17 protein-coding genes are annotated in these 24,391 nt (G+C 36.5%); 8 read left to right on the top strand and 9 right to left on the bottom strand.

The window, feature by feature from the left end:
• Nucleotides 1–144: 144 nt before the first annotated feature.
• From JOD07_RS07470 to JOD07_RS07440, 7 genes are all read right to left on the bottom strand, one after another.
• The gene (locus tag JOD07_RS07470; protein WP_204613159.1) at nucleotides 145–2,757 is read right to left on the bottom strand and encodes an FtsX-like permease family protein; all 2,613 of its coding nucleotides are present in this window, start codon (nucleotides 2,755–2,757) and stop codon (nucleotides 145–147) included.
• A complete protein-coding gene (locus tag JOD07_RS07465) occupies nucleotides 2,754–3,437 on the bottom strand; it encodes an ABC transporter ATP-binding protein (protein ID WP_204613157.1) in 684 nt (227 codons plus the stop codon). The genes JOD07_RS07470 and JOD07_RS07465 overlap by 4 nt, the downstream gene beginning before the upstream one ends.
• A gap of 78 nt (nucleotides 3,438–3,515) precedes the next feature.
• Nucleotides 3,516–4,520 carry a sensor histidine kinase gene (locus tag JOD07_RS07460; protein WP_204613155.1) on the bottom strand — a complete coding sequence of 335 codons (1,005 nt, stop codon included), beginning with the start codon at nucleotides 4,518–4,520 and terminating at the stop codon, nucleotides 3,516–3,518.
• Nucleotide 4,521: 1 nt separating this feature from the next.
• Nucleotides 4,522–5,199, bottom strand: coding sequence for a response regulator transcription factor (locus tag JOD07_RS07455; protein ID WP_204613153.1), 678 nt, complete (start codon nucleotides 5,197–5,199; stop codon nucleotides 4,522–4,524).
• A gap of 179 nt (nucleotides 5,200–5,378) precedes the next feature.
• Nucleotides 5,379–7,145, bottom strand: a complete 1,767-nt coding sequence (locus JOD07_RS07450) for a CHASE2 domain-containing protein (RefSeq protein ID WP_204613151.1) — start codon at nucleotides 7,143–7,145, stop codon at nucleotides 5,379–5,381.
• A gap of 20 nt (nucleotides 7,146–7,165) precedes the next feature.
• Nucleotides 7,166–8,602 carry an NHL domain-containing protein gene (locus JOD07_RS07445; protein ID WP_204613145.1) on the bottom strand — a complete coding sequence of 479 codons (1,437 nt, stop codon included), beginning with the start codon at nucleotides 8,600–8,602 and terminating at the stop codon, nucleotides 7,166–7,168.
• Between the two features lie 287 nt (nucleotides 8,603–8,889).
• The gene (locus JOD07_RS07440) at nucleotides 8,890–11,571 is read right to left on the bottom strand and encodes a FecR domain-containing protein (protein WP_204613142.1); all 2,682 of its coding nucleotides are present in this window, start codon (nucleotides 11,569–11,571) and stop codon (nucleotides 8,890–8,892) included.
• 232 nt (nucleotides 11,572–11,803) lie between these two features.
• On the opposite strand from JOD07_RS07440, the gene JOD07_RS15645 reads away from it, so the two are divergent.
• On the top strand, nucleotides 11,804–13,342 hold the full coding sequence (locus JOD07_RS15645) for an HD family phosphohydrolase (protein WP_279380847.1): 1,539 nt from the start codon (nucleotides 11,804–11,806) through the stop codon (nucleotides 13,340–13,342).
• On the opposite strand, the gene JOD07_RS07430 is transcribed toward JOD07_RS15645, so the two are convergent.
• A complete protein-coding gene (locus JOD07_RS07430) occupies nucleotides 13,337–14,182 on the bottom strand; it encodes an MBL fold metallo-hydrolase (protein WP_158740045.1) in 846 nt (281 codons plus the stop codon). The genes JOD07_RS15645 and JOD07_RS07430 overlap by 6 nt on opposite strands.
• Before the next feature lie 249 nt (nucleotides 14,183–14,431).
• Here JOD07_RS07430 and JOD07_RS07425 point away from each other — a divergent pair, with 249 nt between their 5' ends.
• From JOD07_RS07425 to hydG, 6 genes are all read left to right on the top strand, one after another.
• Nucleotides 14,432–15,157, top strand: coding sequence for a hypothetical protein (locus JOD07_RS07425; RefSeq protein ID WP_201800579.1), 726 nt, complete (start codon nucleotides 14,432–14,434; stop codon nucleotides 15,155–15,157).
• Between the two features lie 43 nt (nucleotides 15,158–15,200).
• Nucleotides 15,201–16,505 carry a polysaccharide deacetylase family protein gene (locus tag JOD07_RS07420; protein WP_204613140.1) on the top strand — a complete coding sequence of 435 codons (1,305 nt, stop codon included), beginning with the start codon at nucleotides 15,201–15,203 and terminating at the stop codon, nucleotides 16,503–16,505.
• Between the two features lie 265 nt (nucleotides 16,506–16,770).
• Nucleotides 16,771–17,031 carry a TM1266 family iron-only hydrogenase system putative regulator gene (locus JOD07_RS07415; RefSeq protein ID WP_158740042.1) on the top strand — a complete coding sequence of 87 codons (261 nt, stop codon included), beginning with the start codon at nucleotides 16,771–16,773 and terminating at the stop codon, nucleotides 17,029–17,031.
• A gap of 13 nt (nucleotides 17,032–17,044) precedes the next feature.
• Complete coding sequence (gene hydE, locus JOD07_RS07410) at nucleotides 17,045–18,115, top strand: [FeFe] hydrogenase H-cluster radical SAM maturase HydE (protein WP_158740041.1); 1,071 nt, start codon at nucleotides 17,045–17,047, stop codon at nucleotides 18,113–18,115.
• Entirely contained in the window at nucleotides 18,105–19,301 is a 1,197-nt protein-coding gene (hydF, locus tag JOD07_RS07405; protein ID WP_204613138.1) for a [FeFe] hydrogenase H-cluster maturation GTPase HydF, read from the top strand. The genes hydE and hydF overlap by 11 nt, the downstream gene beginning before the upstream one ends.
• A 30-nt stretch (nucleotides 19,302–19,331) precedes the next feature.
• Nucleotides 19,332–20,759 carry a [FeFe] hydrogenase H-cluster radical SAM maturase HydG gene (gene hydG, locus JOD07_RS07400; protein WP_158740039.1) on the top strand — a complete coding sequence of 476 codons (1,428 nt, stop codon included), beginning with the start codon at nucleotides 19,332–19,334 and terminating at the stop codon, nucleotides 20,757–20,759.
• A gap of 117 nt (nucleotides 20,760–20,876) precedes the next feature.
• Here hydG and JOD07_RS07395 read toward each other — a convergent pair whose 3' ends face one another.
• Nucleotides 20,877–23,378, bottom strand: a complete 2,502-nt coding sequence (locus JOD07_RS07395; RefSeq protein WP_158740038.1) for a beta-mannosidase — start codon at nucleotides 23,376–23,378, stop codon at nucleotides 20,877–20,879.
• A 131-nt stretch (nucleotides 23,379–23,509) separates the two neighbouring features.
• Here JOD07_RS07395 and JOD07_RS07390 point away from each other — a divergent pair, with 131 nt between their 5' ends.
• The gene (locus JOD07_RS07390) at nucleotides 23,510–24,385 is read left to right on the top strand and encodes an AraC family transcriptional regulator (RefSeq protein ID WP_158740037.1); all 876 of its coding nucleotides are present in this window, start codon (nucleotides 23,510–23,512) and stop codon (nucleotides 24,383–24,385) included.
• Nucleotides 24,386–24,391 lie beyond the last annotated feature (6 nt).

Here is a 24,391-nt window from a genome sequence, read left to right as displayed (position 1 = left end):
CTTAAGTATTCCACATTTACGAAAACTTTTATGTAAGTCAAAAAGCTTCGTAATTAATTATATGTTGTTTCTTTCAATTAATTAAAAAAATCCTAATCTGAATAGAGTTTTTCCTCTAACCAAATTAGGATCAAGCTCTTTGCATTAAACGATATCTTGTTTTAATACATCTATAATATTTTCTTTTTTTACTTTTTGGCTGGAATAAATCATTGCCATACCCACGATTATAAATACAGCGCTTATGGCTATACCTACACTATCCCACGGAATAGAGAATCTATAACTGAGTTTAATCATCAACGTGTGGTGTAATAAATACATAACAGCAAAACTTATAGGTAATCCGTATATCAAAGCTTTTAATCCATAAAAAATACTCTCATAATAAATCATCTTATTAAAGCTTTTCGGTGTCATACCCACTGATTTTAACATTGCAAATTCTCTTTTCCTAAGTGCAATGCTGGTCGATACGGTATTTAAAATATTCGCAATGCAAATGGCTGTAATAAGTAGAATAAAGGCATAAGTGAAAACCGACATTAGAAGAAGGGTCTGTTCTTCTCGTTGCCTAATCAAAAATACATTAATCAAGTCAATATAATTTGGTCCTGCACTATTTTGAATGGTTTCGACCCCTTCCTGTAGTTTTAAAGGATTATCACTTTTTAAAAATAGCTGATGTTCAGCCTCCTGATTGATCAAAGGAGCAATATTTCTAAAATGATCATATACGTCTTTAGATATAATCATATTGAATCCTGCGTAAACTCTAAAGGGTAAAATACCCATAGGCAATTTATCCGTAAGTGCAATAATTTCTACAGATTCTAATGGTATATCTTTTTCTTTTGACCAATCATAATAGTTTAAGTCAAGCTTTAATCCTTCCCTGGCTTTTATCATTTTGCTCTCGACATATCTGTCTTCTTCAGTATTTTTATATTTTGCTGTATCAATAATAACTGCTCCTGGCTTCGTTGTGTCTTTCAGACGATCCAGATTAACCCCTACCTCTTTTGCATAAGCTTTTAAAGATTCATCGTCCAAAACATTGACGTATACAGTATAAAGGTACTTCCCATTTTCCTTTTTACTTTCTGGATCCTCTTTTAAATAATCTGCTGTATATTGCTCATCTACCCAAGTTTTTGCTTCAAAACACTCAATATGCGTTGACTCCGTAATGTTCTCCAACAAATTTATGTGATTAATAATGTTCTCCAGTTCTTCATGATTCTCACTTTGAATCGTTACTTGAATATCGTAGTTTATTCCATGTTGAGTTATTACAACAAGCTTTTTTAACCCTGATGTAAAAAAAGATACTACTAAAAATAAAACCATACTGATGATCAACGAAAAGACTGTTGCTTTATATCGCCTTTTGTTTCTCTTTAAATTTTTAAGCCCCAGATCTCCTTCAATACCAAAAATCTTTCGAGTTAATTTTGATGTTTTGACTTCTTTGCTTGTCAATTTTACATCTGTAACCTGGCGAATCGCATCTATGGCAGATACGTTGGAAGCTCTTCTGGCAGGGATATAAGTTGAAATAAAAATGGTAAGAGCAGATATAATTACCGTTATTAAAATTGAAGAAGGCAATACGACAACTCTAAAGTCTTCTGTTAACTGCATTGCACTTTTGATAATAGGATTAATACAGATGAATGTAATCCCAAGTCCCGCAATTCCTGCAATAATTCCAATGGGGATGCTGATGATTCCAATCACAGCACCTTCAAAAAATACTGAATCTCTTTTTTGCTTTTTCGTAGCGCCTACACTGGATAGCATACCGAGATATCTTGAACGTTCCGAGACTGAGATTGCAAAAGCATTGTATATTAATGAAACAGAACCAATCATGATAATTCCTATGATAATGGCAGACAGTTTAAAAAGCATCAGTCTTAATTCATCATCTTTAATAATTCCATAATATCGTAATAAAGAGTGATTAAAGCTTACGGCCTCGATTCCATTATGTTCTGCAAAGTTTTCTCCATAATCAAATATCGAATCATTAATATGCTGTAAGATGACATATGCATTGACCATATCCTTAGATGTCATTACATGTTCATCCACATAGGATAATGCCGTATATCCCGGAGACCATGCAGGTTCCCACTCAGGTCTTTTAATCATACCTACAATGGTATAGTTTTTTGAGAATTCTTTCACGAAAGTCTCCTCTACTCCCTCTGAATTTCTTTGTAACGCAAAATTCTGGTCAAGCATTACTTCTTTCAGTTCAGCATCGACGTAATGTCTCTGTCCAATATCAAGTGTGATGACATCTCCTATCCTATATGAAACTTTAGCATTGGATAGAATGGGCTCAGAAATCACTATTTCATTTTCATTTTGTGGGAATCTTCCTTCCATAAGTTCTATTGGAAATTGATTAAAACCTTCTTCATTATATGCCATCAGGTAAATATACGGTTTGTTCTGATTCTGGCTCTCTATAGGGGCATACCCTAAACTTTTCTCTAAAATCAAGTTCTTCGTTTCACCATCATTTTTTATGGCTTCTACTTGTGTTTGATTCACTTCTTTGTAAAGAATATGCCATTCTCCATCTTCAGCTATAGTTTGCCTTCGCATCAAATCCAGATATGAAATGCCCAAAGTAGCCACCGCTGTAACCATTGCTACGGAAATAATGGAACCTATGATTGTAACAAGGGTTCGTTTTTTATTTAATTGCAGCTGCCTTAGAGTTAATTTGTTCACTATATTCATGGGCGAATCACCTCGTTTCTGGTGATCTTCCCGTCTTCGATAGCTATGATTCTGTCTGCCTGTAATGCAATCCGTTCATCATGGGTAATGATAACAAGCGTCTGCTCATAAGTCTTATTAAACATTTTTAAAAGCTCTATGATCTCATGACTGTTTTTGCTGTCGAGATTTCCTGTTGGTTCATCCGCCAGCATCAAAGCGGGATTATTTATAATCGCTCGCCCTATGGATACTCTTTGCTGCTGACCACCGGAGAGTTGATTGGGCAAATGCTTTAGCCTGTTTTCCAATCCAAGTATTTTTACAATATTACGAAACTGCTCATAGTCAACCTCATGGCCGTCCAGTAGCAAAGGCAAAGTAATATTTTCTTCCACATTAAGTACAGGAATAAGATTATAAAATTGATAAATCAAACCTATTTGCCTGCGCCTAAAGATCGCCAGCTGCGTTTCATCTAAATTGTAAATGTCTGTGCCGTCAATAAACACTTTGCCCTCAGTAGGTATATCCACTCCTCCGAGCATATGTAATAGTGTAGATTTCCCGGAGCCAGACGGCCCTATAATTGCAACAAATTCTCCTTTTTCTATAGAAAAAGAAACGTCATTTAAGGCTTTAACTGCAGTATCACCACTGCCATAAATTTTAGACAGATGTTCTACTCTTAATATTTCCATGTTATAACCTCCAAAATTCTTATTGTGGTTTTAGTATAACTGCCTTAGATGACTTTGCAGTGACTTAATTATTACAATTTAGTCACTTAATTTCTTATAGAATTTCATGCTGAATTCAGTCCCTTGATTTTTCCTGCTTGTAACACTTAGATCTCCATTTTGGCTGGTTACAATGCTCTTTGCCATGGCAAGTCCTATGCCCACACTGTCTTTACTCGCATTTTTCCCTTTGTAAAATCGTTTAAAAATATAAGGGAGATCTTCTTTGTCTATACCCACTCCATTATCTGAAACTTTAATCTCCGTATACAAAGGATTTTCATGAAATCTGACAGAAATTGTTCCTCTTTTTGGGGTATGCTCTATACAGTTTTTTACAATATTTAGAATTGCTTCTGCTGTCCAGTTCATATCTCCTGTAAAAGCTGCCCTCTCCTCCCCTTCTATAATGAGCTTCTGCTCTTTGATTTCCATTGGAATTAACAAAGGATTGACAGCTTTTTGAATTAGCTGGGATACCAATACCTTATCTTTTTTAAAGGTTACTGTACCAGCATCAATTTTAGATAGTTTTAGTAAAGAAGTTAAAAGCCATTCCATCCGCTCCAGCTGTGCTTCAATATTTTTTGTAAATTCAATTCTTTTTTCTTTTGTCAGATTGTCATTACTTAATAAATCTACCATAACCGTCATCGAAGTCAGGGGAGTTTTTAACTGATGGGATATATCTGAGAGGGCATCTGCTAACTGCTCTTTTTCTTTTTTAAGGAGTTGTCCTTGTTTGGAAAGCATAAGGGTTACTTTGTATATTTCATTTTTAAGAATGCTTAACTCTCCCTCCCGGTTATCCCGAATATCCAATGTGTAATCTCCATTGGAAATCATCCTCAAATACCCGGAAAGTTCTTTTATTTCTTTATATCGTTTTAGGGTATAGTAAAAACTGCAGCCTATAATAAGCAGAAAAGTCATCGCAGCTATGACACCAGCAACTGGATTCAGAACAGATATAGAGACAGTCCCTGCAGCAAATATCAGGAACACAATAATAGTAAAATGTCGTATTTCCCTATTGCGAAACATATTAATCACCAACCTTGTAGCCAAGACCCCGAATCGTTTTGATAATCGCTGGATTTTGAGGATCGTCTTCTATCTTTTCACGAATCCTTTTGATATACACCGTGAGCGTATTGTCATTGACAAAATCCCCGGCCACATCCCAGATACCTTCTAATAACTGACCTCGTGACAAAACTTGTCCTTCATTATTAGCAAATACTAGTAATAAACGATACTCTAAAGGCGTAAGATTAACTTCCTTCCCACTTTTATACACTTTTGCATCAAGGGTATTGATTCGTATATCTCCCAACTCCAGAATGTGCTTTGATTGCATACCCTTTTGATACCTTCTTAGTACAGATTTGATACGAGAAATAAGTTCTCTGACCCTAAAAGGCTTTGTGATATAGTCATCAGCTCCCATATCAAGTCCCATGACCACATTGACCTCTTCATCACAAGCCGTCAAAAATATGATGGGGATATCCCATTTTTCTCTTGCTGCTTTACATAATTCGTATCCGCTTCCGTCGGGCAAAGATAAATCCAAAAGGCATAAATCAAATTGATTTTCCATTAAAGCTTTTTTCCCTGACATAACATCATAACAAATCACCACATTATACCCTTCCTGTTCCAGAGAATACTCCAAACCACTGGCAATGGTTCTGTCATCTTCAACGAGTAAAATCTTCAAAACCTCACCTCCAAAAATGCTTATTGGATTATTTATAATATTATAACGTATCTTTTTTATAATGTAATTGGTTTCAGCCTGAGTCTAATATCTTCCTGACATTAAACTTCTTTATTTTCCACAAGTAAAAAGCTCCCTCACTGATCTTTCTTCGGCGATCAATGAAAGAGCTTTTTATCTTATTCTTTTATTCCATCCAACTGATAAACCGGGACTCCTTGTTCTTTCCCTTTCACTTTAATTTCTCCCAAAGGTGTAACATCTACTTTATCTTTCACTTTTTCATATGTAGCCTGGCTGATCAAGATTTGTCCCGGCTTTGCATTGCTTTCAAGCCTTGCTGCAGTATTAACCGTATCTCCTATGGCTGTATAATCCATTCTTACTTGTGCTCCAATATTTCCAATAACCGCAATTCCTGTATTGACACCAATACCAAATTCGACCGTTCTTCCAAAGCGTTCAAGGAGTTTTTCCTTTAACGCTTTGGAACCTTCTTTCATTCTCCATGCTGTTTGCACTGCCTTAAAAGCATGATCTTCTAAATTCAAAGGTGCATTAAAGATAGCCATGGTAGCATCTCCGATAAATTTATCCAGTGTTCCTCCACAGGCAAAGATAGATTCTGCACAAAGATTCAAATAATTATTTAAAATCTCAACAATTTCTTCAGGTTCCGCTTTTTCCGAAAGAGGAGTAAATCCTCTGATATCCACAAACAAAACGCTGATTTCTTTTCTGATGCCTCCCAGTTTCAAGCCTTCTTTACCTTCACTTAATATCTTTTCCACAACCTGCGGTGCAACATAACGTCCAAAGACTTCTGTCACTCGCTTGCGTTCAAGAGCTTCTTGAATATATCTAAAGGCAATAGCAAAAATATAAGTAAAAATAAGCAACAGTACAGGATAAGCAATGGATAAAACAATATTCTTTTCATAAACCCCCTTGGCAATGACAATGTATAAGCCTATAACGGACATCAGCAAAACAAACATCCATCCCGGAGAATATTTTCTGAAAAAGTAATAACTAAAAATCGAAAATGCAATGAGTATTATTAAGTTAACAAAAAATGACGCTGAGCGTTTATAATTTCCATTTAATAAATTCTGAACAATATTTGCATGAATTTCTACTCCGTGCATAGGCGTACCGTGATCCAACGGAGTCAGATACATATCGGCAATTCCCATACCATAGGGACCTACCAATACAATCCTGTCTTCAAAATATTCCGGTGGTACTTCTCCTGACAGCACACTGGCATAGGATACATATTCTACTTCTCCGGGTTTTCCTGAAAAATCAATCAACATCCTGTTCCATGCATCCAGTGGCAAATCTTCTATATTGGGTTGCTGCCCATGCTGCTCCATGTACTTCTTATATAAAGTCCACGCAAAGCTTTCTATTTTTTCCCCCTGATAATCAAAGTGCAAGATGGTTTTTCTGATTACACCATCCTTGTCAGGAATGGTATTGATATGCCCCTGAACAGATGCTTCTTTTAGCTCAGGAAATGGTTCCATCAATTCATCTGTTTTCATTTCCTCTGCTTTTATCGTTTCGTCGAAAATCCCATATACGGGAATCACTACGGATCCGTTATTTTTAACAGCATCTACAAAAATAGCATCTTCCTCCGGATCTGGGGCTGGTTCTGAAAAAATAACATCTATACCTATAACCGCTGGGCTCCCCTGGGATATGGTGTTCAACAGAGCACCATGGACGCTTCTTGGCCAGGGCCACTGACCAATCTGGCCAAGACTTTCCTCATCAATTCCCACCACCACAACACGGGTATCTATTTGCTTATTCTTATTGCTTCGGAGCAAACTATCCTGCAAATTACTTTCTAAAGTTTCAAAAGTATTAAAATATGTAAATAAACTAAAGACTAAGAATAAGCAAATCATAAAATATAAAGATTTTTTGTTCAAGAATATCCCTCCAAAATTAATCATGGGAGTGTCACAAGTACTGTATCGTATTCATCTAACCATTCAACATGATAACCTAAGTTTTCTGCCAAAAATCTTGTATGCACCAGGATTCTTCCATCTTTAAGGATAACTGGATCCTTATTAATAAAAATTTGCTTTTTCCATTCGTCCTTTTGAATCGTTATTTCCTTCTTAGCTGCATCATATGTAACTTTCGCGCCTAAACTCTCACTGAGTTTTCGAATAGGAACCATAACCTTTCCATTATCCTTATAAGGCTTTACATCTGTAAATTCTACTTTACTTCCGTTAACCCAAACTTGAATTTCTCCAGGAATCAAAGTAATTTGCAAAAAATCTTCCCCTTCTGTTTCTTCAACCTGGATAAGGTTGCTTTCGTTGACTTCAAATTTTTTAACCTTATTGTTCCACATATCAGAAACATATAGGGATCCATTACTGTATGATATTCCTACAGGGCCATAAAGTACCCCATCTGCAGTTTTTAAGGTATATACTTGATTGTCTTTAATCACTCGGATTTGATTATTAAACATATCTCCGATCAAAATCATTCCTTCATTTGACACATCGATTCCTTTGGGGAAATTAAACTGCGCCTGTGAAGCAGCACCATCTTTATATCCTCCAATTATATATCCTGCATCATTTTTTTCTGTACCACTTCCTGCAATTGTAATTACTTTATTATCTTTAATTATTCTGATTCTTTGATTGCCACTGTCAGCAACATACAGCGTTCCCTGCCCGTCTATTGCCAATCCTGTAGGCTCATTAAACCTGGCTTCTTCAAGGCTTCCATCCTGATAGTCACCATCGTCACTTCTCTTCCCCGCATAGGTGGATATCTCTCCCGCTGGAGTGATCTTTCTGATCACATGATTTAAGGTATCAGCAATGTATAAATTGTCATCTTTATCAATGGCAATTCCTGAAGGTTGATTAAACTTAGCTTCTGTTCCTTTTTTATCTGCAAAACCAGCTTCTCCTGCTCCTGCAAAGGTATATACTTTATTATCTTTTATCACTCTGATGACATGATTGCCTGTATCCACAACAAAAATATTTCCTTTAGAATCAATGGCTATATCCCTTGGCTCATTAAATCTTGCTTCAGCGATCCCACCATCTACATATGCCCCTGTAGGGAATCCATAATGATCCACATATTTTGAATAAGCCCCTATAGTCGATACTTTGCCGCCCGAAATCTTGCGAATCACATGATTGTAAGAATCCGCAACAAAAATTTCCCCATCTTTGTTTTTTATAATGCCATAAGGGAATCTGAATTCCGCCACAGAAAAATCTCCGTCCTTGTATCCCAAATTCCCTGAACCAATGGACTCAAAATTTACCTCTTCGGCGTTTACGAAAACTGTATTTGAAAAAACAAAAATGAGCATCATCAAGGTTAAAAACACTTTTTTCATTCTATATACTCCTGATATTGCAATTCATATATTAATAATAATATATTTTTAAATCATTGTCTATTTTTAATGTTTACTATTTTACAACAGTTTAGAACTTTCATTGATTAACAGAAGCTCCCTGCGCTTTTCCTTTTACTTTTATTTCCTCAAAGATATAACCCAGCGTCCAAAAGCTCCTGTCTCTTGCTTAAGTTCTAAGAGTTTTTGAATATATCTTCTAAGGGAGATGACAAAAATATCCCTCTAGCTATCAAAAGATAGTTGGAGGGATAATGATCTGCGTACTATTCATCAAATTCAACACTGGCTTCCAAACCGAAAGCTTCTCCAATAATATCGGCAAGTACTCTTGCTAGAGGTTGAGGAATACTGCTAAACTCTACAAAAAACTCAATCGTATCATTGGGACCAACAACAATTGCAATAACCGTTTCGTCATTATCGAATTTACTAACTACAGCTAATTCACTTAAAAGATTATCCTCATTTCTAGCATCTCCGATGGCTACCCATATATCTTCTGCATCTCCATTAAATAATTCTTTTAACGATTCTTGAATGTAATATTTTTCATTGTTAACTTTAAATCCAACTTTCAAGTCAGCCTCATAATCTGAAATATTGCCTCCAAAACTAGTTTGACCGTTGATCATTCCAAAAGCGGTTTCAACAGCAGCTTGGATGTCACTTCTTTCCCCCTCATTGCACTCATCAAGACCCACGATTGCAAATTCAAGTTTGGCATCTGCTCCTCTGCCTTCAGTTATTAATATCAGTTCTTCTCTGTTACCGACATTGACAGTATGAACACTAACTTGATCAGATAATACTCCTCCTTCATTGTTTGAAAGATTTCTGATAATGTGAGTGATTTCGGGTCTTTCAATCATATCAGCGCTAAAGTCATCTGCAAGCGCTCCAGTTCTATAATAAACTGTTTTTCCTACTTCTTCGTCATACACGCTAAACTCCAGCTTAATATTATAAGCCCATGAGTCAGAAAAAGAAGCATCCATATCTAATCCATCTGTTATAATCCATGCAGGTGTATCTAAATCATGGTTAGGATTTAGTCCATGAGTGATCAAAGCATTATAATCATCAATCACGAGATTTGAAAGAGCTAATAAATCTGAATCAGAATTTTTCAAAGCTTCCTTTGGAATGATCAGTTCTACTTTCTGTATTTGTGAAATGTCATAATCCGGTACTGCCGGGAATTTAAGCACAAGCATTTCCTCTCCATATATTTCAGTGAGTGCTACAACATCTGATAATCCTGAATCTATCTTTTTAAACATTGCTTCTTGTACTTTTTTCCATGCATCCTGGTCAGTATAAGCAAAAAATCCATTGATCAATTTCTTAATTTTATCAGCATTTTGAGTGATGTCATCCGCCCATTGATATTCATAATAACCAGAAGGATCTAAGGCAATGTCAATCTGGATACCGTAATCTTTTATTGCTTTTTTAAATAATAATTCATTATTATCAGCATCCACTCGGGCAAAATAATCTTCTACAAAAGGTGCTTCGATGTTCCTGTCTTTCAATACTGTATTATTTTTGTCCTTCACTTGGTCTGTAAAAGCAATTCTTAGAACCTTTTTATCATCCAAAGCATATAAGTCATCCTTAAATGTTAATATTAATATTGTATAATTACCATCATACATTGAACTCCTACGAACTTCCCTTATTAAGTCCTTGATGGATTGATAACCGCCCATTGAATCCTTTATTTCAATGTCTGAAATAATTTCATCAATATCTGTGTTTAAAATGTTTTCATGTAATGAAGAATTGAAACGAACAACAGCTGTAGTTGATTCAACATTCATCGGTAGCAATTCAGCTTCAAAATCATTCTGGGTAAGGATAATCTCCGTTAATGGATTTTCCCCTGCATTTATTGTTACCTCTACGTTCCTTCCTTCATATCCTTCCTTCGATACCTCTACGATGTATGAACCAGGCGTTACTTCAAAAATATCTTCTCCATTGCTTCCTGTTGTTCTCTCTATTGCTGCCCCAGATCCTTCATTCACATTGATTAGCGTTACCTTTGCGCCTTCTATTGCATTTCCATTCTCATCTTTCACATATACAATTTTTCTTACTCTGCTGGTTGAAGGCGATCCTCCTCCAGATGAAGACGATCCTCCTGTAGCACTGCTATTATTCCCTTCCGTAATCACTCTTGGGGGTTCTTGTTCCTCATTCTCTGACTGCTTTTCCTCTTCTTGCTTTTTCTGTATTAAATTCTCCACCTCGTCTTTATCTATGTCAATAACTCCTGGATATCTTTCCAATAATTCAAGGAGAGTTTGAAGTGTAAACAAATCTAATTCGTCTAAATTGATTGATTCTAGGTTTTGAATACCAGTATCACCAAAAATCGTTAACCTTTGAAGACTATTAACCTCTGTAGATGAAGATTGATCAGCTGAAGTTACTTCTACTGTTCCCTCTATAACCGTAACTTCAGTGCCTTCCTGTGATTGCTTTGCAAAATACTCTGTTCCTCTTACACCCATAACTGCTGTCGGTGTGTGTATTTCATATTTCGAATTCGCATTGAGTTTTTTCTGCACATGATTAAAAACATTACCGGTCCATAGCTGAAGTTCTGTACTTTCAGCAACGGCAGAGCCCTTTAACTCCTTAACCATTATTTTTGTACTAGGCCCTATTTTTACTTCTTTGTCATTATCCAATATTACCCGAACCCAGGAATCTTTTTTCGTAATAATCGTATCTCCCTGATTTAAACCCATACCTTTAAATGCAGAGATGCTTTTTTCTCCTCCGGCTCTAAGTACACCAACTTCGCCACTTAACTCTGAGACCTTTGCCACTCTTTGATAATCGGCCGCTGCAACTTGAATGCTGCTTCCAAAACTTGTTATAAAAATAAGCCACATGATAAGGACATTTCTTAACATTTCTATATATCTTTTCATCATATCCCTCCACAACACAAAAAACTCTTTCCATCTTAAACGTTCGTACAAATTTGATTTATAATATATAATAATATATTTTTGCATGCGTGTCTATTCAAAATATTTAATATTTATTAACAATTTAAACCTATTGTATTATTTTTTACAATACTTACTCTTCAAAATTATTTACCTATTTGCAAATAAATGTTATATAATAAATTATCAATAAAAAATGGGAGGAAAATTTATGAAAGAAATGGAGCAATATCACTTTGAAGAAGTTGCTCAGCAGCTTTCAAACCTGATATCGATTGCTATTGCACTGTCTTCTGAGAAAGATTTAGCAAAATTATTGGATATGATCTTATCAGAGGCAAGACGCATTACCCATGCAGATGCAGGGACTTTATATATGATTGAAGACAATAAATTGGCAGCAAAAATTGTTCACAATGATACTATGAATACATTTCTTGGAGGAAAAGGGGACCAAATCACTATTCCCCCTGTACCCATAAATGACATCTATGTCAGCGGATACGTTGTAAATCATGGAGTATCCATCAATATTCCAGATGTTTATAACGACGACAGTTTTGATTTTTCAGGGCCTAAAAAATATGATGAAATGACAGGTTATCTGACCCGTTCCATGCTCGTTATACCATTAAAAAATCATAAATCTGAAGTCATCGGAGTATTGCAGTTACTCAATGCAATCGATAAAAATACCAATGAAGTAATTCCTTTTCCAAAAGAATACCAACTTATTATTGAATCTTTAGCTTCTCTGGCAGCAACTGCCCTTACCAACTCTCAGCTCATACAAGAAATAGAAGCTTTATTGGATTCATTCATTCAAGTCATGGTAACTGCTATTGATTCCAGAACCCCTTATAATGCTACTCATACACAAAAAATTGCTTCTTTGGCCCGTGCACTGGCAGAAGCAATTAATGAAGATACAGAAGGATTTTACAAAGATGTTTATTTTGATGAAAAGGAGTTAAAAGTCGTATCCACCGCTGCATGGCTTCATGATATAGGCAAAATGGCGGTTCCTCTTTCCGTTATGAACAAGGCAACCCGCCTGGATAAAAAACTTCCTTTTGTCCTCCAGCGAATCGATTATGCCATGGAGCGAAAAATCAATCACTATTTTGAGACTGTTTTACAAGCAGAAAATCCTTTATCTGTAACCCTAATTTTAAAAGAAAAAGAAAATATCAAGAAAACATATAAGCATTATCGTGACACGATTATAAAAGCAGATAATCCCTCTACATTTATTGATGAAGAATTAAAACAAGAAATCCTTTACATTGCCAGTACAACTTATCCCGGTGAAGATGGAACAGACCTTCCCCTTCTAACGGATGAGGAAGTAGAACAACTATGCATACAAAGAGGGACACTTACCGCAAAAGAACGAAAGATCATGGAAGATCATGTACTGTTTACTGAACGTATGCTGTCTAAGATGAGATTTGGAACGGAATTAAAACGCGTTCCAGAAATTGCTTGTATGCATCATGAGCAATTGGACGGGAAAGGCTATCCTAATGGTCTAAAAGGAGACCAAATCCCACTAGAAGCCAGAATCCTTGCCATAGTGGATATATTTGACGCTTTAACTGCTGTAGACAGACCTTATAAAAAAGCTATTCCTCTTGACAAATCCCTTAGTATTCTCCAGAGTATGGCTAAGGAAAATAAAATTGATCAAAACTTATTGGATCTATTTATCAAAAAACGTGTATGGGAAAAAGCATCCCTTCCTTTATAAGTAAATGGTCATTCCTTCTCTGGCAGCAATCGTATCAGGATATACCTCTTTTGCAGCTTTTTCAATAGCTTTCATATCTGAATCTGTATGATGAATATCGTGATGAAAGAGTACCAGCTTTTTGCCACCGGCAGCTCTGCATAATTTAATACCTTCCAGCCATGTAGAGTGCCCCCAGCCTTTTTTAGATGTTCTGCCATTATAGCCATGGTACTCTTCTTCCGTATACGTTGCATCATAAATAATAATATCTGCATTTTTTGCATGAGACACCAGAGATTCAAAAGTCTTCGCGGAGTGTTCAGTGTCCGTAAGATAGCAAATAATATAATTTTTATATTGAATTCTATAAGACAAGCATCCTCCCGGATGATTGGTAGCAGATGTCATTACAGTTATATCATCATCTAATTGAATCTTTTGCTTGTCTTCAATTTGAATAAATTCAAGATGAGCTTTTAGATGTTCAATCTGAACCGGGAAAAAATGAGAATGCATTTGATTTCTAAGAAGATCTTCGAAAGAAGCATCCTTTTTCCCTGGTCCGAAAATTCTAAAACTGTTGCCTTCTAAGAAGACCGGCCCAAAAAAAGGAAAACCCTGAATATGGTCCCAATGGGTATGGGTAATAAAAATATCCCCATTTATCTTTTGGTATCTTTTTAAAAGGCTGTCTCCTAAAGCACGAATACCAGTGCCAGCATCCAGGATGAAGAGTTTGCTTCCCAACAAAACTTCCACACAGGAGGTATTCCCTCCAAACTCTGCCGTATCTTTCCCTGGTGTAGGAATGGAACCCCTTACACCATAAAATGTAATGGACGCATTCTTTTCTCCCATTGCTTTTTGCTCCTTTGTCTTGTTGTATTTACACTTAGTATTATTGTAGTATATCACAGTTCCATTATGACTTAAATGAATACTTTAACTCATTTTTATTTTCAAATAATTTAAGAATTTCAATGAATCTACACTTCTTATTCTAGGACTTTTTTCCTATTTTTGAATATAAAATATTTCTCAACCGCTTAAAATGATATAATATAGAGAAAAGTCCTTAATACTATACTGATTATGGGAGTTGATATCGTGCCAAGTGATAAAGGCGAAAAAAAAGGAATAAGCTGGCTAAAAAATATTCGCTCCAGCCAAATTCAAACGGAACCAACTACAACAGAACCCCTATCTTCCGTTGAATTTACAGAAGAACCTGAAGCAACTGATCCACAAAACAATAGTGATTTACTCTCAAAAGATACTCAGGATAAAATTGTGCTGGATTTAATTGTCTCCCTGGAAAATATGCTGAAAGACCGCCAATTAATCCAATATAGAAATAAAGCTTTAGAAGAGCAATTACAAAATGCTAACGAAACCATCAATCGTTTAAAACAAGACCAGTTAAAGAAAGAACAACTTTTACAGGAAAAGAATAAGGAAATCCGTTCATTGGAAGACAGCCTCACAAGCAAGCAAATGAGTTACGAACAGCTCCTCGAAGATTATAAAGAATTCCAAAATACTGCAAAAATTGAATATGATAAAATTGCAAGTCATCTGGAGGCGGAAAGAAATAAATACAATAAACTGAATGAGCAAGCTACCAATGCTCAATATCAAAGTATGTTAAAAATTAATGAATTAGAAGAAAAAATCAGAACCTTAGAAATCGAGAAGCAGCAATATGCTGAACAATATCAAAAAGTACTCAAAGAAAAGACAGAATTACTGCAAACCATTAATGATTTTACAGAAAGAATGAGTTTTTCTTTCTTGCCAAAAAATAACACTTCTAATTCATCAGCTCAAGAATAAATATTTATAAACGAGATCCATACCTAAAATAAGGGGGGCAACCATGTCAGTTTATTACGGAAAATTGCTTGAGCTAGTAACAATTAATAAAAAAGATGATAAATATTTTTTACATATTAAAATATCCTTTATTGAAGATGCAGAATTTTATTGGGAAATTGATGAATATACAGCAAATAATTTACTGAATGTTACTAGCTTTGAGGGAAGGTATAAATATAGAATCTCATTTTACACTTCGTGGAATGAGATTCAAAAGCAGTATTTGGGCATATTGATCCAAACATACAGAGATCAAAGTCAACCCATAGGTTTTCATTGCTCAGAAAATTATATCAAGGCACTGAATAAAATCAGAAATATTCAGCACATTGTTGATTTGAGTAAATTATCCTTTATCTCTGTAAAGCCGTTTTCATCCAATGATGAGAAGGACAGTATAAAAAATGCTGAACTGGAGAATACACCTGAAACTGCCCCACCAAAAAAATTTGTTCTTGCATATACAAAGACAACTGCTACTTTTTTAAGTATCCTTTTTGTAATCTTGTTTAGTTGCTCAAGTCAAGGATTTATAATAGGCAAAACAAAACCGGGAAATCAATTATTCACTCAGGCTGCATTCATTCAAACAGATGTAACCCCGTCTTACAATCAAAATTCTGCTATAAAGGATGATGTTGTGATGGATGACGTTATAAATGATGAGATTGTGAAAGAGAATTCATTACCAGAAAAGCCTGTCCAAATTGAGTCCAGTATCCCTTTTGTAGAACTTGGTGAAACAATATCCTATAGTATTCCAAAAGGATCTGTTGCCCTTACTTTTGATGATGGTCCTTCCAATTATTCCAAAGACATTGTGGATATTTTAAAGAAATATGATATTGGAGGAACATTTTTCTTTATTGGACTTAACGCAAAAAAATATCCTGAGCATGTACAGTATGTATACTCCAACGGATATTCCATAGGAACTCATTCAATGAACCACAGCAATCTGACTGCTCTTTCCAATGAAAGGCAAGATGAGGAACTTACACAATCAAGTCAACTGATCGAAAGTCTGACAGGTGAAAAATTATCTCTCTTTCGACCTCCTTATGGGGCTATGAATCAAAGAATCATAGAGCTGGCAGATCAACATGAATGTAAAATTGTTCTTTGGAATAATGACCCTGAAGATTGGAAAGGCAAAAATGCAGATGCTATAGTAAGCCACATTAAAAACACAAATACATCAGGTTCAATTATTCTGCTTCATGAATCCCAAGCGACTGTAGAAGCCTTGCCAAGAATCATAGAATATCTTAAAGAGCAAAATTTAGAAATTGTAAGTTTAAAATAAACATTATATTTCTTGAAATTATAATATACTTGATTTATAATAAAATAAAACGACTTTCTGCGAGGTACGTCCTTTCAGGAGTTGTCATTTTTTTAACAAATCTTTTGTACTGATACAAGAGGGTTCGTCCCGATTGCGAAGGCAAGAGCATAATAAGTATTCAACCGAATTCATGTGTTGAATTGGGTTTGTTAATTATTATCCTTGTGCCTTTGCCTTTGGTACAAGGATTTTTATTTTTGAATAAATAATTGAGGTGAAGTATATGGAAACGAGAATTGCTGTTGTAGGTATTATTGTTGAGAATCCCAATGCTGTTGAAAAATTAAATAATATTTTACATGAGTACAGTAAATACATCATCGGACGAATGGGAATCCCCTATCACAAACGCAATATTTCCATTATCAGCATTGTTATGGATGCGCCTAATGATGTAATCAGTGCATTATCCGGAAAACTCGGTATGCTTCCCCATGTAAGTACAAAAACTGTTTACTCTAAACTCACATTTGACAGTGAATGAAAGGAAGGAACGAATGCAAAGCCTCATTGATAAGTTGCATAAAGAAAAGACATTGGAAAAAGATGAATTTGAAACCCTTCTGACTACTCTTACAGAGGAAGATAAAAAATATTTGTTTTCCAAGGCAAGATCTGTGGCTAATCAATTCTTTGGCAACAGAATATATGTCAGAGGATTAATCGAATTTACAAATTACTGTAAAAACGATTGTTACTATTGTGGTATTCGAAAAAGCAATTTAAAAGCCGACAGATACCGGCTCAATAAAGAAGAAATTCTTTCCTGCTGCGAACAAGGCTATGAACTGGGATTTCGCACCTTTGTACTCCAAGGCGGAGAAGACCTGTGGTATTCCCATGAAGAAATGCTGGATATTGTTTCATCTATAAGAAATGCTTATCCTGACTGTGCCATTACCCTTTCTCTTGGAGAAAAAACTTATGAACAGTATCTTGAATTATTTAAGGCTGGAGCGAACCGTTACCTGCTTCGTCACGAAACAGCGAACACATCTCATTATTCAAAACTCCACCCTCCCAGTTTAAGCGCTGAAAATAGAAAGAAATGTTTATATGATTTAAAAGAAATAGGCTATCAAGTCGGTACAGGATTTATGGTGGGTTCTCCTTATCAAACCACAGAAAACCTGATAGAAGATTTGCTATTTATTAAGCATTTCGAACCGCAAATGATTGGAATTGGTCCTTTCATTACCCATAAAGATACGCCATTTGCTGATTTCCCCTCAGGGCAACTGGATTTGACCCTTGTACTGATTGCTATACTGCGTTTAATGCATCCCAATGCTTTGATTCCCGCAACTACTGCCCTTGGAACCATCGATCCTAATGGTCGTGAAAAAGGAATCCTTGCCGGTGCCAATGTGGTTATGCCCAATCTTTCTCCCGTTGGTGTAAGGAAAAAGTATTCCCTGTATGATAACAAAATCTGCACCGGAGAAGAAGCTGCAGAATGCCGTATGTGTCTGCAGAACCGCATGAAAAAAATAGGATATGAACTCGTTGTGGACAGAGGAGACTATCGTCCCATTCACTCATTGAAAGGAGAATATTATGAGTCTTAACAATACCCCCCGTTCTAACCGGCTGCATATAGGAATTTATGGAAAACGAAACAGTGGTAAGTCTTCCCTAGTAAATGCCATAACCGGTACGGAAACAGCATTGGTCTCTGACTATGCTGGGACTACTACAGACCCTGTGTATAAATCTATGGAAATATACGGTATCGGTCCCTGTGTTTTTATTGATACAGCTGGTTTTGACGATGAAGGCGAAATCGGAGCACTAAGGGTTAAAAAGACGAAAGAGGCCCTTGATAAAACCGATATTGCCTTAGTCGTATTTGACGGCAGTAAAAACATAGAAAAGGAAAAAGAATGGATTAAAACGTTAAAAAATAAACGTATTCCAACAGTTGCTGTAGTAAATAAGGCAGATTTAATACATGATGTTGAAGAGGTCAGCAGCTATATAAAATTGGAAACAGGTACAGAACCCCTTGTTGTAAGTGCCAAAGAGAAATCCGGCATTGAAAAAATTCGCAATGCTATCCTAAGAAATCTTCCAGAGGACTATGACACTCAGACGATTACCGGAGGCATCGTTAAAGACGGCGATCTTGTTCTTCTTGTAATGCCGCAGGATATTCAGGCGCCAAAGGGTCGCCTCATTCTTCCCCAAGTCCAGACTTTAAGAGAACTTCTAGATAAAAAATGTGTGGTTCTAAGCACAACCACCGATCAACTGGACAAGGCGCTTGCATCACTGGCACAAGCCCCTGATGTAATCATCACAGATTCCCAGGTATTTAAGACAGTTTATGAAAAGAAACCACAAGAAAGCAAACTAACTTCTTTTTCCGTTCTTTTTGCAGGATATAAGGGAAATATCGATTATTTCACCAAAAGTGTCACAGCCATTGACAACCTAAGGGAAGATTCCAAAGTTCTGATCGCTGAAGCCTGCACCCATGTGCCTCTTACGGAAGACATCGGCAGAGAACAGATCCCCAGGCTCCTTCGTAAAAAGGTAGGGGAAAATCTTACAATCGATATTGTAAGCGGGCCAAACTTTCCAAGTGATGTATCTTCTTATGACTTAATCATTCACTGTGGCGGATGTATGTTTAATCGCAAATACGTCCTTTCACGGATTGAAAAAGCAGCTGATCAAAATATTCCCATGACGAATTATGGAATAGTCATTGCTTATTTGTCCGGAATACTTGACAGAATCAGTATAAACTAAAACCAACCTACTTTGAAGGGAGTTTACAACATGTATAATATAAAATCTTTGGATGCTAATGAATTTATCGATGATGGAGAGATCCTAAGTTCTATTGAAGAAGCTAAAAAACTGGCCAAAAATCCAAGTGAAATCGACAAAATCCTAAATAAAGCAAGGACCTGCAGAGGACTTACCCACAGGGAAGCTGCCGTTTTACTGGAAGTGGATGACGATGAAACCCTTGAAAAAATCTATAAACTGGCTAAAGAAATTAAAGAAAAAATTTACGGCAAACGTATTGTGATTTTTGCACCTTTATATTTATCGAATTACTGTGTGAACAACTGTAAATACTGTGGATACAAATGCAGTAATGAAATCAAAAGGCATCGTCTGACACAGGAAGAACTTCGGGCAGAAGTCAGAGCATTAGAAGCTATGGGACATAAGAGACTTCTTCTGGAAGCGGGAGAAGACGATGAAAACTGCCCCATCGAATATATTCTGGAATGTATCCAAACGATTTATAATGAAAAATTTGAAAATGGATCCATTAGAAGGGTTAATATTGATATAGCAGCCACCACTGCTGAAAATTACAGAAAACTCAAAGAAGCAGGCATTGGCACATATATTTTATTCCAAGAAACTTATCACAAGCCAACCTATCTTGCCATGCACAAAGGACCAAAACACAATTATGAATGGCATACAGAAGCTATGGACAGAGCCATGTTGGGCGGCGGAATTGATGATGTCGGCATCGGACCTCTGTTTGGATTATATGATTACCACTACGAAACCGTAGCCCTCCTTATGCATGCCGAGCATTTAGAGGCTGTCAGTGGCGTGGGACCACATACTATTTCATTTCCAAGGTTATTGCCCGCTGAAGGGGTGGATTATGACAGCTTCCCTTATTTGGTTAATGATCGTGATTTTAAAAAAGTAGTAGCAGTCATTCGTCTGGCGGTACCTTATACTGGACTCATTCTTTCCACAAGAGAAAGCGTTGAATTCCGTCGAGAACTTTTGGACATAGGTATTTCTCAAATGAGTGCCGGTTCCAGTGTAGGGGTAGGCGGATACGCTAAGAAAATGGCTGCCGAAGAAAAAGGCATAGAAGAAACGCCTCAATTTAATCTGGCCGACCATAGAAAACCTATTGATGTACTAAAAAGTCTTGTAAAAGACGGATATCTGCCAAGTTATTGCACAGCTTGCTACAGAGAAGGAAGAACAGGAGATCGCTTTATGCCTCTTGCAAAATCAGGCCAAATCGCTAACTGTTGTCTTCCCAATGCTCTGCTGACTTTTGAAGAATATCTGAATGATTATGGTGACGAAGAACTTAAAGCAATGGGACGAAAAATGATTGATCAAGAAATTCTGAACGTTCCCAATGAAAGGCAAAGAGCAAGAGCCATAGAATATTTGAACCGAATCCGTCAAGGAGAAAGAGATTTAAGATTCTAAAAAAATCCGCCAGCTTAGCTGGCGGATTTTTTCCCATTTTATAATATCATATAAATACATTAAATTTTTTGGGGAGATATTTTTCTGATTACTTCTACTTTTGTGATTTTGATTTATTTATCGAATGTCATATACGCTCCTTACTTCAAGTTCTTCAGGAATTCCTTGGAGTATTCTGACACGCCTTTCTCCTGCATCCATATCAAAGAAATTATCTGATAAAATAAGATTGTCTTCTTTATTTCTAATTTGTACAGCTCTCGCATAACTTTTGGCTGTAACAACAATCTCATCGCCTTCAACTCTGACTTGAAGCTGTGGATCTATCAGATGAAAGAACTTAGGTACTGTAAACAAAACACTGCCGCTGCTAATTATTTCTCCATTCTTCTCCATACGATAGCTGACATAATGAGAGAATTCGTCAGCATCCTGAAAGCATTGCCTGTCAAGCCATTTGCTGCTAAACGCCTTAACTTGCACTGTCTCTTTTCCCGCTTTTAAAATATTAGAATAATTATCTCTAAGCTCCCAAAATACCTCAACCATTTCATCCTTTGGTGATTCATTGGATACACACAAACGGATGGATTTCTTCAGTTCATAGGGTTCTGCATTTGGATTCGGATCTTGGGAAAGCACACTTTCTTCCTCACAGGATAACAACAAGGGAGCAAAAAAACGTTTTTCATAATAATGTAATGCCTTCCATCGTCCATAATAGTCAATAGAAGACCATGATGCTACCGGCCAGCAATCATTCAGCTGCCATATGATCGTTCCCATACATCGCCCTCTGTTTCTTCTGAAATGTTCAACGCCATAACGAATCGCATCCGCCTGTAAAAGTTGTGAAGCATAGATTAAAGTTTCAAAATTGGTAGGATACAGATACATCTGCTCCATATAGTTCATAATCTTTCCGTTTGCCGACGCGTTTCTCTGATGTTTTTCCATAACCCATGAAAAGATATTTCTGTCTTCAGGATTCGTAAACGATTCTATGGTACGAATAGATGGAAATGATTGAAAGCCAAACTCAGATAAATAACGAAAACGATACTTACGGTATTCTGTAAATGGTTTGTTTCCATGCCATACATCCCAGTAATGCACATCTCCTCTGTCAGGACTGTTTGGATCATCAAAGCTCCCTCCTGATGACGGACTTGATGGCCAGTAGAAAGTATCCGGATCATATTCCTTAAGAACTTTTGGAATGATATACTCATACAGTCGAATATAATCAGCAGCATAACCTTTCTCTTGATTGAAATCATGGTTGCTTAAACAGTAAAAACTTTCCATTTCGTTGTTGCCACACCATAAACCAAGGCATGCATGATTACGAATACGCTTTACGTTCTGTATGAACTCTTCGATCATATTCTGTTCAAATTCAGAATTGGTCAATCGATATACGCCACATGCAAACATGAAATCCATCCATACAACCAATCCCAGTTCATCACAAATATCCCAGAAGAAATCATCTGGATAATAGCCGCCTCCCCATACACGGATAGTATTGTAATTGGCAGCCACTGCCTGTTCTAACAAATTCCTTGTCCGCTCAGGACTGATCCTACTCAAAATGCAATCTTCAGGAATATAATTTGCTCCCATGGCAAAATATGTAATACCATTGACTTCATGAGCAAAACTCTCACCATATTCGTCCTTTGCTCTTCGGATTGTCAGTGTACGAAGTCCAATACGTTTCTCAAATCTGTCAAGTACTTGTTCATCCCGTATAAGTTCTACAATCACTTTATACAACGGTTGTTTTCCTAAACCATTTGGCCACCACAACTGAGGATTTTGGATTTCAATGTCTGATACTGCCTCTCCATCTTCTGTTTCTCTCATTATTAAGCTCTCCCCTTCAGGATTTTCAATCCTCACCCTGGCTTTCAGATTTCTTTTCCTGATCAGCTCTTTATCCATTCCAAAGCATAACGGAAAACGACTATCCATACATTTTAAATCAATCTTCAATGAAAGCGTTACTTTATCTGTCTCATGCTTCTGTCTGATATATACTCCATCCAGACGTTCTGCTTCACATCCCAGTAACAATACATCCCTAAATATTCCTGAATCCGGCAGTCTCGGTCCCCAATCCCAACCAAACATACACTGGGATTTTCTGATATGGGAAGTTCCTCTCATTGCTTCATACACCGTAGGCCAGAATCCTTCTTCCTTCTCACGTTCTTTAATGTATTTTATCGGTGAATGAAATAAAATCCTTAGCTCATTATCTTTTGGAAGTAAAAGAGATTTTATTTCATACTCCCATGTTCTGTGCATGTTGTCCACATATCCAAGATGTTTACCATTCAACCAGATGTCAGCAATTGTATCCAGTCCCTGAAACTGCAGCACTACATAAGGACAGCTCATCACATTTTCATCCGGCGTAAAAACAGTCACATATTCATAATCTTTTTCCATCAGTTTCAATGCTTCTGTTTCCTGATCCCTGAAATACGGGTCTTTCATCAATCCATGATCCAGGTATACCTGATAAACAGAACCTGGTACCTTTGCCTCCAGGTATTCTCCTGTCTGACTTTCTCTCATTTTCCAGTTCTGATTTAAAATTTGTTTAATCACATTTATCACTCTCCAATTAGTCAAATTATTTAAGTAAATTTGCTTAATTTAATTCCTCATTTTATGTTTATTTATTCAGTTTTTTATGCTAATATTTCATATGAGTAATACAGAATAGGGAGGTATAGGTTTTGGCTTTCTTTGAAAATATTGAAACGCTGGCAACCCCTTATGAAATATTTATATTTGACACCAATGTGACTACATTACCCTATCCGTCACATTGGCATTATTATATAGAACTTCTGTACTTGTATCAGGGAAATATCATTGTAGAATGTGATCACGTTCCCTATGTCCTGCATCCCAGAGATCTGATCGTCATTATGCCAAAAAGTGTTCACAGTATTTATGCTAAGAATACGGAACATATTCAGTATGGAGTAATTAAGTTTAATCCCAATAAACTTCATTTTTCCAATGAATCAGCTCCTCTTGTGCATTCCGTATTCTGCTGTACCACATTCCAAAAAAAGCTTCCTATTCATTTAAATAAAAAGATACTTACACCGTATCCTGTCAAAAATATTATAGATCAACTGATCCACGAACTTGCACATAAAGAATTGTTCCATGATGATCTGATTGATGCGCTTTTACGCGTGCTTTTAGTTTTAATCATGCGCATATGGCAAAACAGCGGAATTGACCTAAAGTCTGCAAGCGGCCAAAAAGCAGCTCATCCCCAGATTCATTATGCTTTGGAATATATCTCCAATCATTCCGGAGAACCTATTTCTATTCCCGATCTTGCACGGCACTGCAATATGAGTTATTCTACCTTCTCACGTCACTTTAAACAGCAAACCGGACGAAGTTGCAAGGAATATATTGAATATGTCCGTGTGTGTAAAGCACAGGATCTTTTGCTTTTTACAGATCAATCCCTGAATTATATAGCCGCCGAAACCGGATTTGCAGACTGCAGCCATTTTATTAAAACTTATAAAAAATTTCTTGGCATTACTCCTGCCCAGCAACGTAAATCACTGTCATCCAAACGCTGATTGATT

It is taken from the genome of Defluviitalea raffinosedens, from assembly GCF_016908775.1.
Classification (GTDB): domain Bacteria; phylum Bacillota; class Clostridia; order Lachnospirales; family Defluviitaleaceae; genus Defluviitalea; species Defluviitalea raffinosedens.
The sequence above is the reverse complement of the archived record's forward strand: the minus strand, read 5'-3'. Positions and strand labels throughout refer to the sequence as shown.

Excerpts from the sequence above, each read along its gene's own strand:
- JOD07_RS07430 (WP_158740045.1), bottom strand. The coding sequence starts at position 14,182 with ATGGGAGAAAAGAATGCGTCCATTACATTTTATGGTGTAAGGGGTTCC.
- JOD07_RS07420 (WP_204613140.1), top strand. The coding sequence starts at position 15,201 with ATGTCAGTTTATTACGGAAAATTGCTTGAGCTAGTAACAATTAATAAA.
- hydG (WP_158740039.1), top strand. The coding sequence starts at position 19,332 with ATGTATAATATAAAATCTTTGGATGCTAATGAATTTATCGATGATGGA.
- JOD07_RS15645 (WP_279380847.1), top strand. The coding sequence starts at position 11,804 with ATGAAAGAAATGGAGCAATATCACTTTGAAGAAGTTGCTCAGCAGCTT.
- JOD07_RS07460 (WP_204613155.1), bottom strand. The coding sequence starts at position 4,520 with ATGTTTCGCAATAGGGAAATACGACATTTTACTATTATTGTGTTCCTG.
- JOD07_RS07415 (WP_158740042.1), top strand. The coding sequence starts at position 16,771 with ATGGAAACGAGAATTGCTGTTGTAGGTATTATTGTTGAGAATCCCAAT.
- JOD07_RS07445 (WP_204613145.1), bottom strand. The coding sequence starts at position 8,602 with ATGAAAAAAGTGTTTTTAACCTTGATGATGCTCATTTTTGTTTTTTCA.
- JOD07_RS07465 (WP_204613157.1), bottom strand. The coding sequence starts at position 3,437 with ATGGAAATATTAAGAGTAGAACATCTGTCTAAAATTTATGGCAGTGGT.
- hydF (WP_204613138.1), top strand. The coding sequence starts at position 18,105 with ATGAGTCTTAACAATACCCCCCGTTCTAACCGGCTGCATATAGGAATT.
- JOD07_RS07440 (WP_204613142.1), bottom strand. The coding sequence starts at position 11,571 with ATGAAAAGATATATAGAAATGTTAAGAAATGTCCTTATCATGTGGCTT.
- JOD07_RS07470 (WP_204613159.1), bottom strand. The coding sequence starts at position 2,757 with ATGAATATAGTGAACAAATTAACTCTAAGGCAGCTGCAATTAAATAAA.
- hydE (WP_158740041.1), top strand. The coding sequence starts at position 17,045 with ATGCAAAGCCTCATTGATAAGTTGCATAAAGAAAAGACATTGGAAAAA.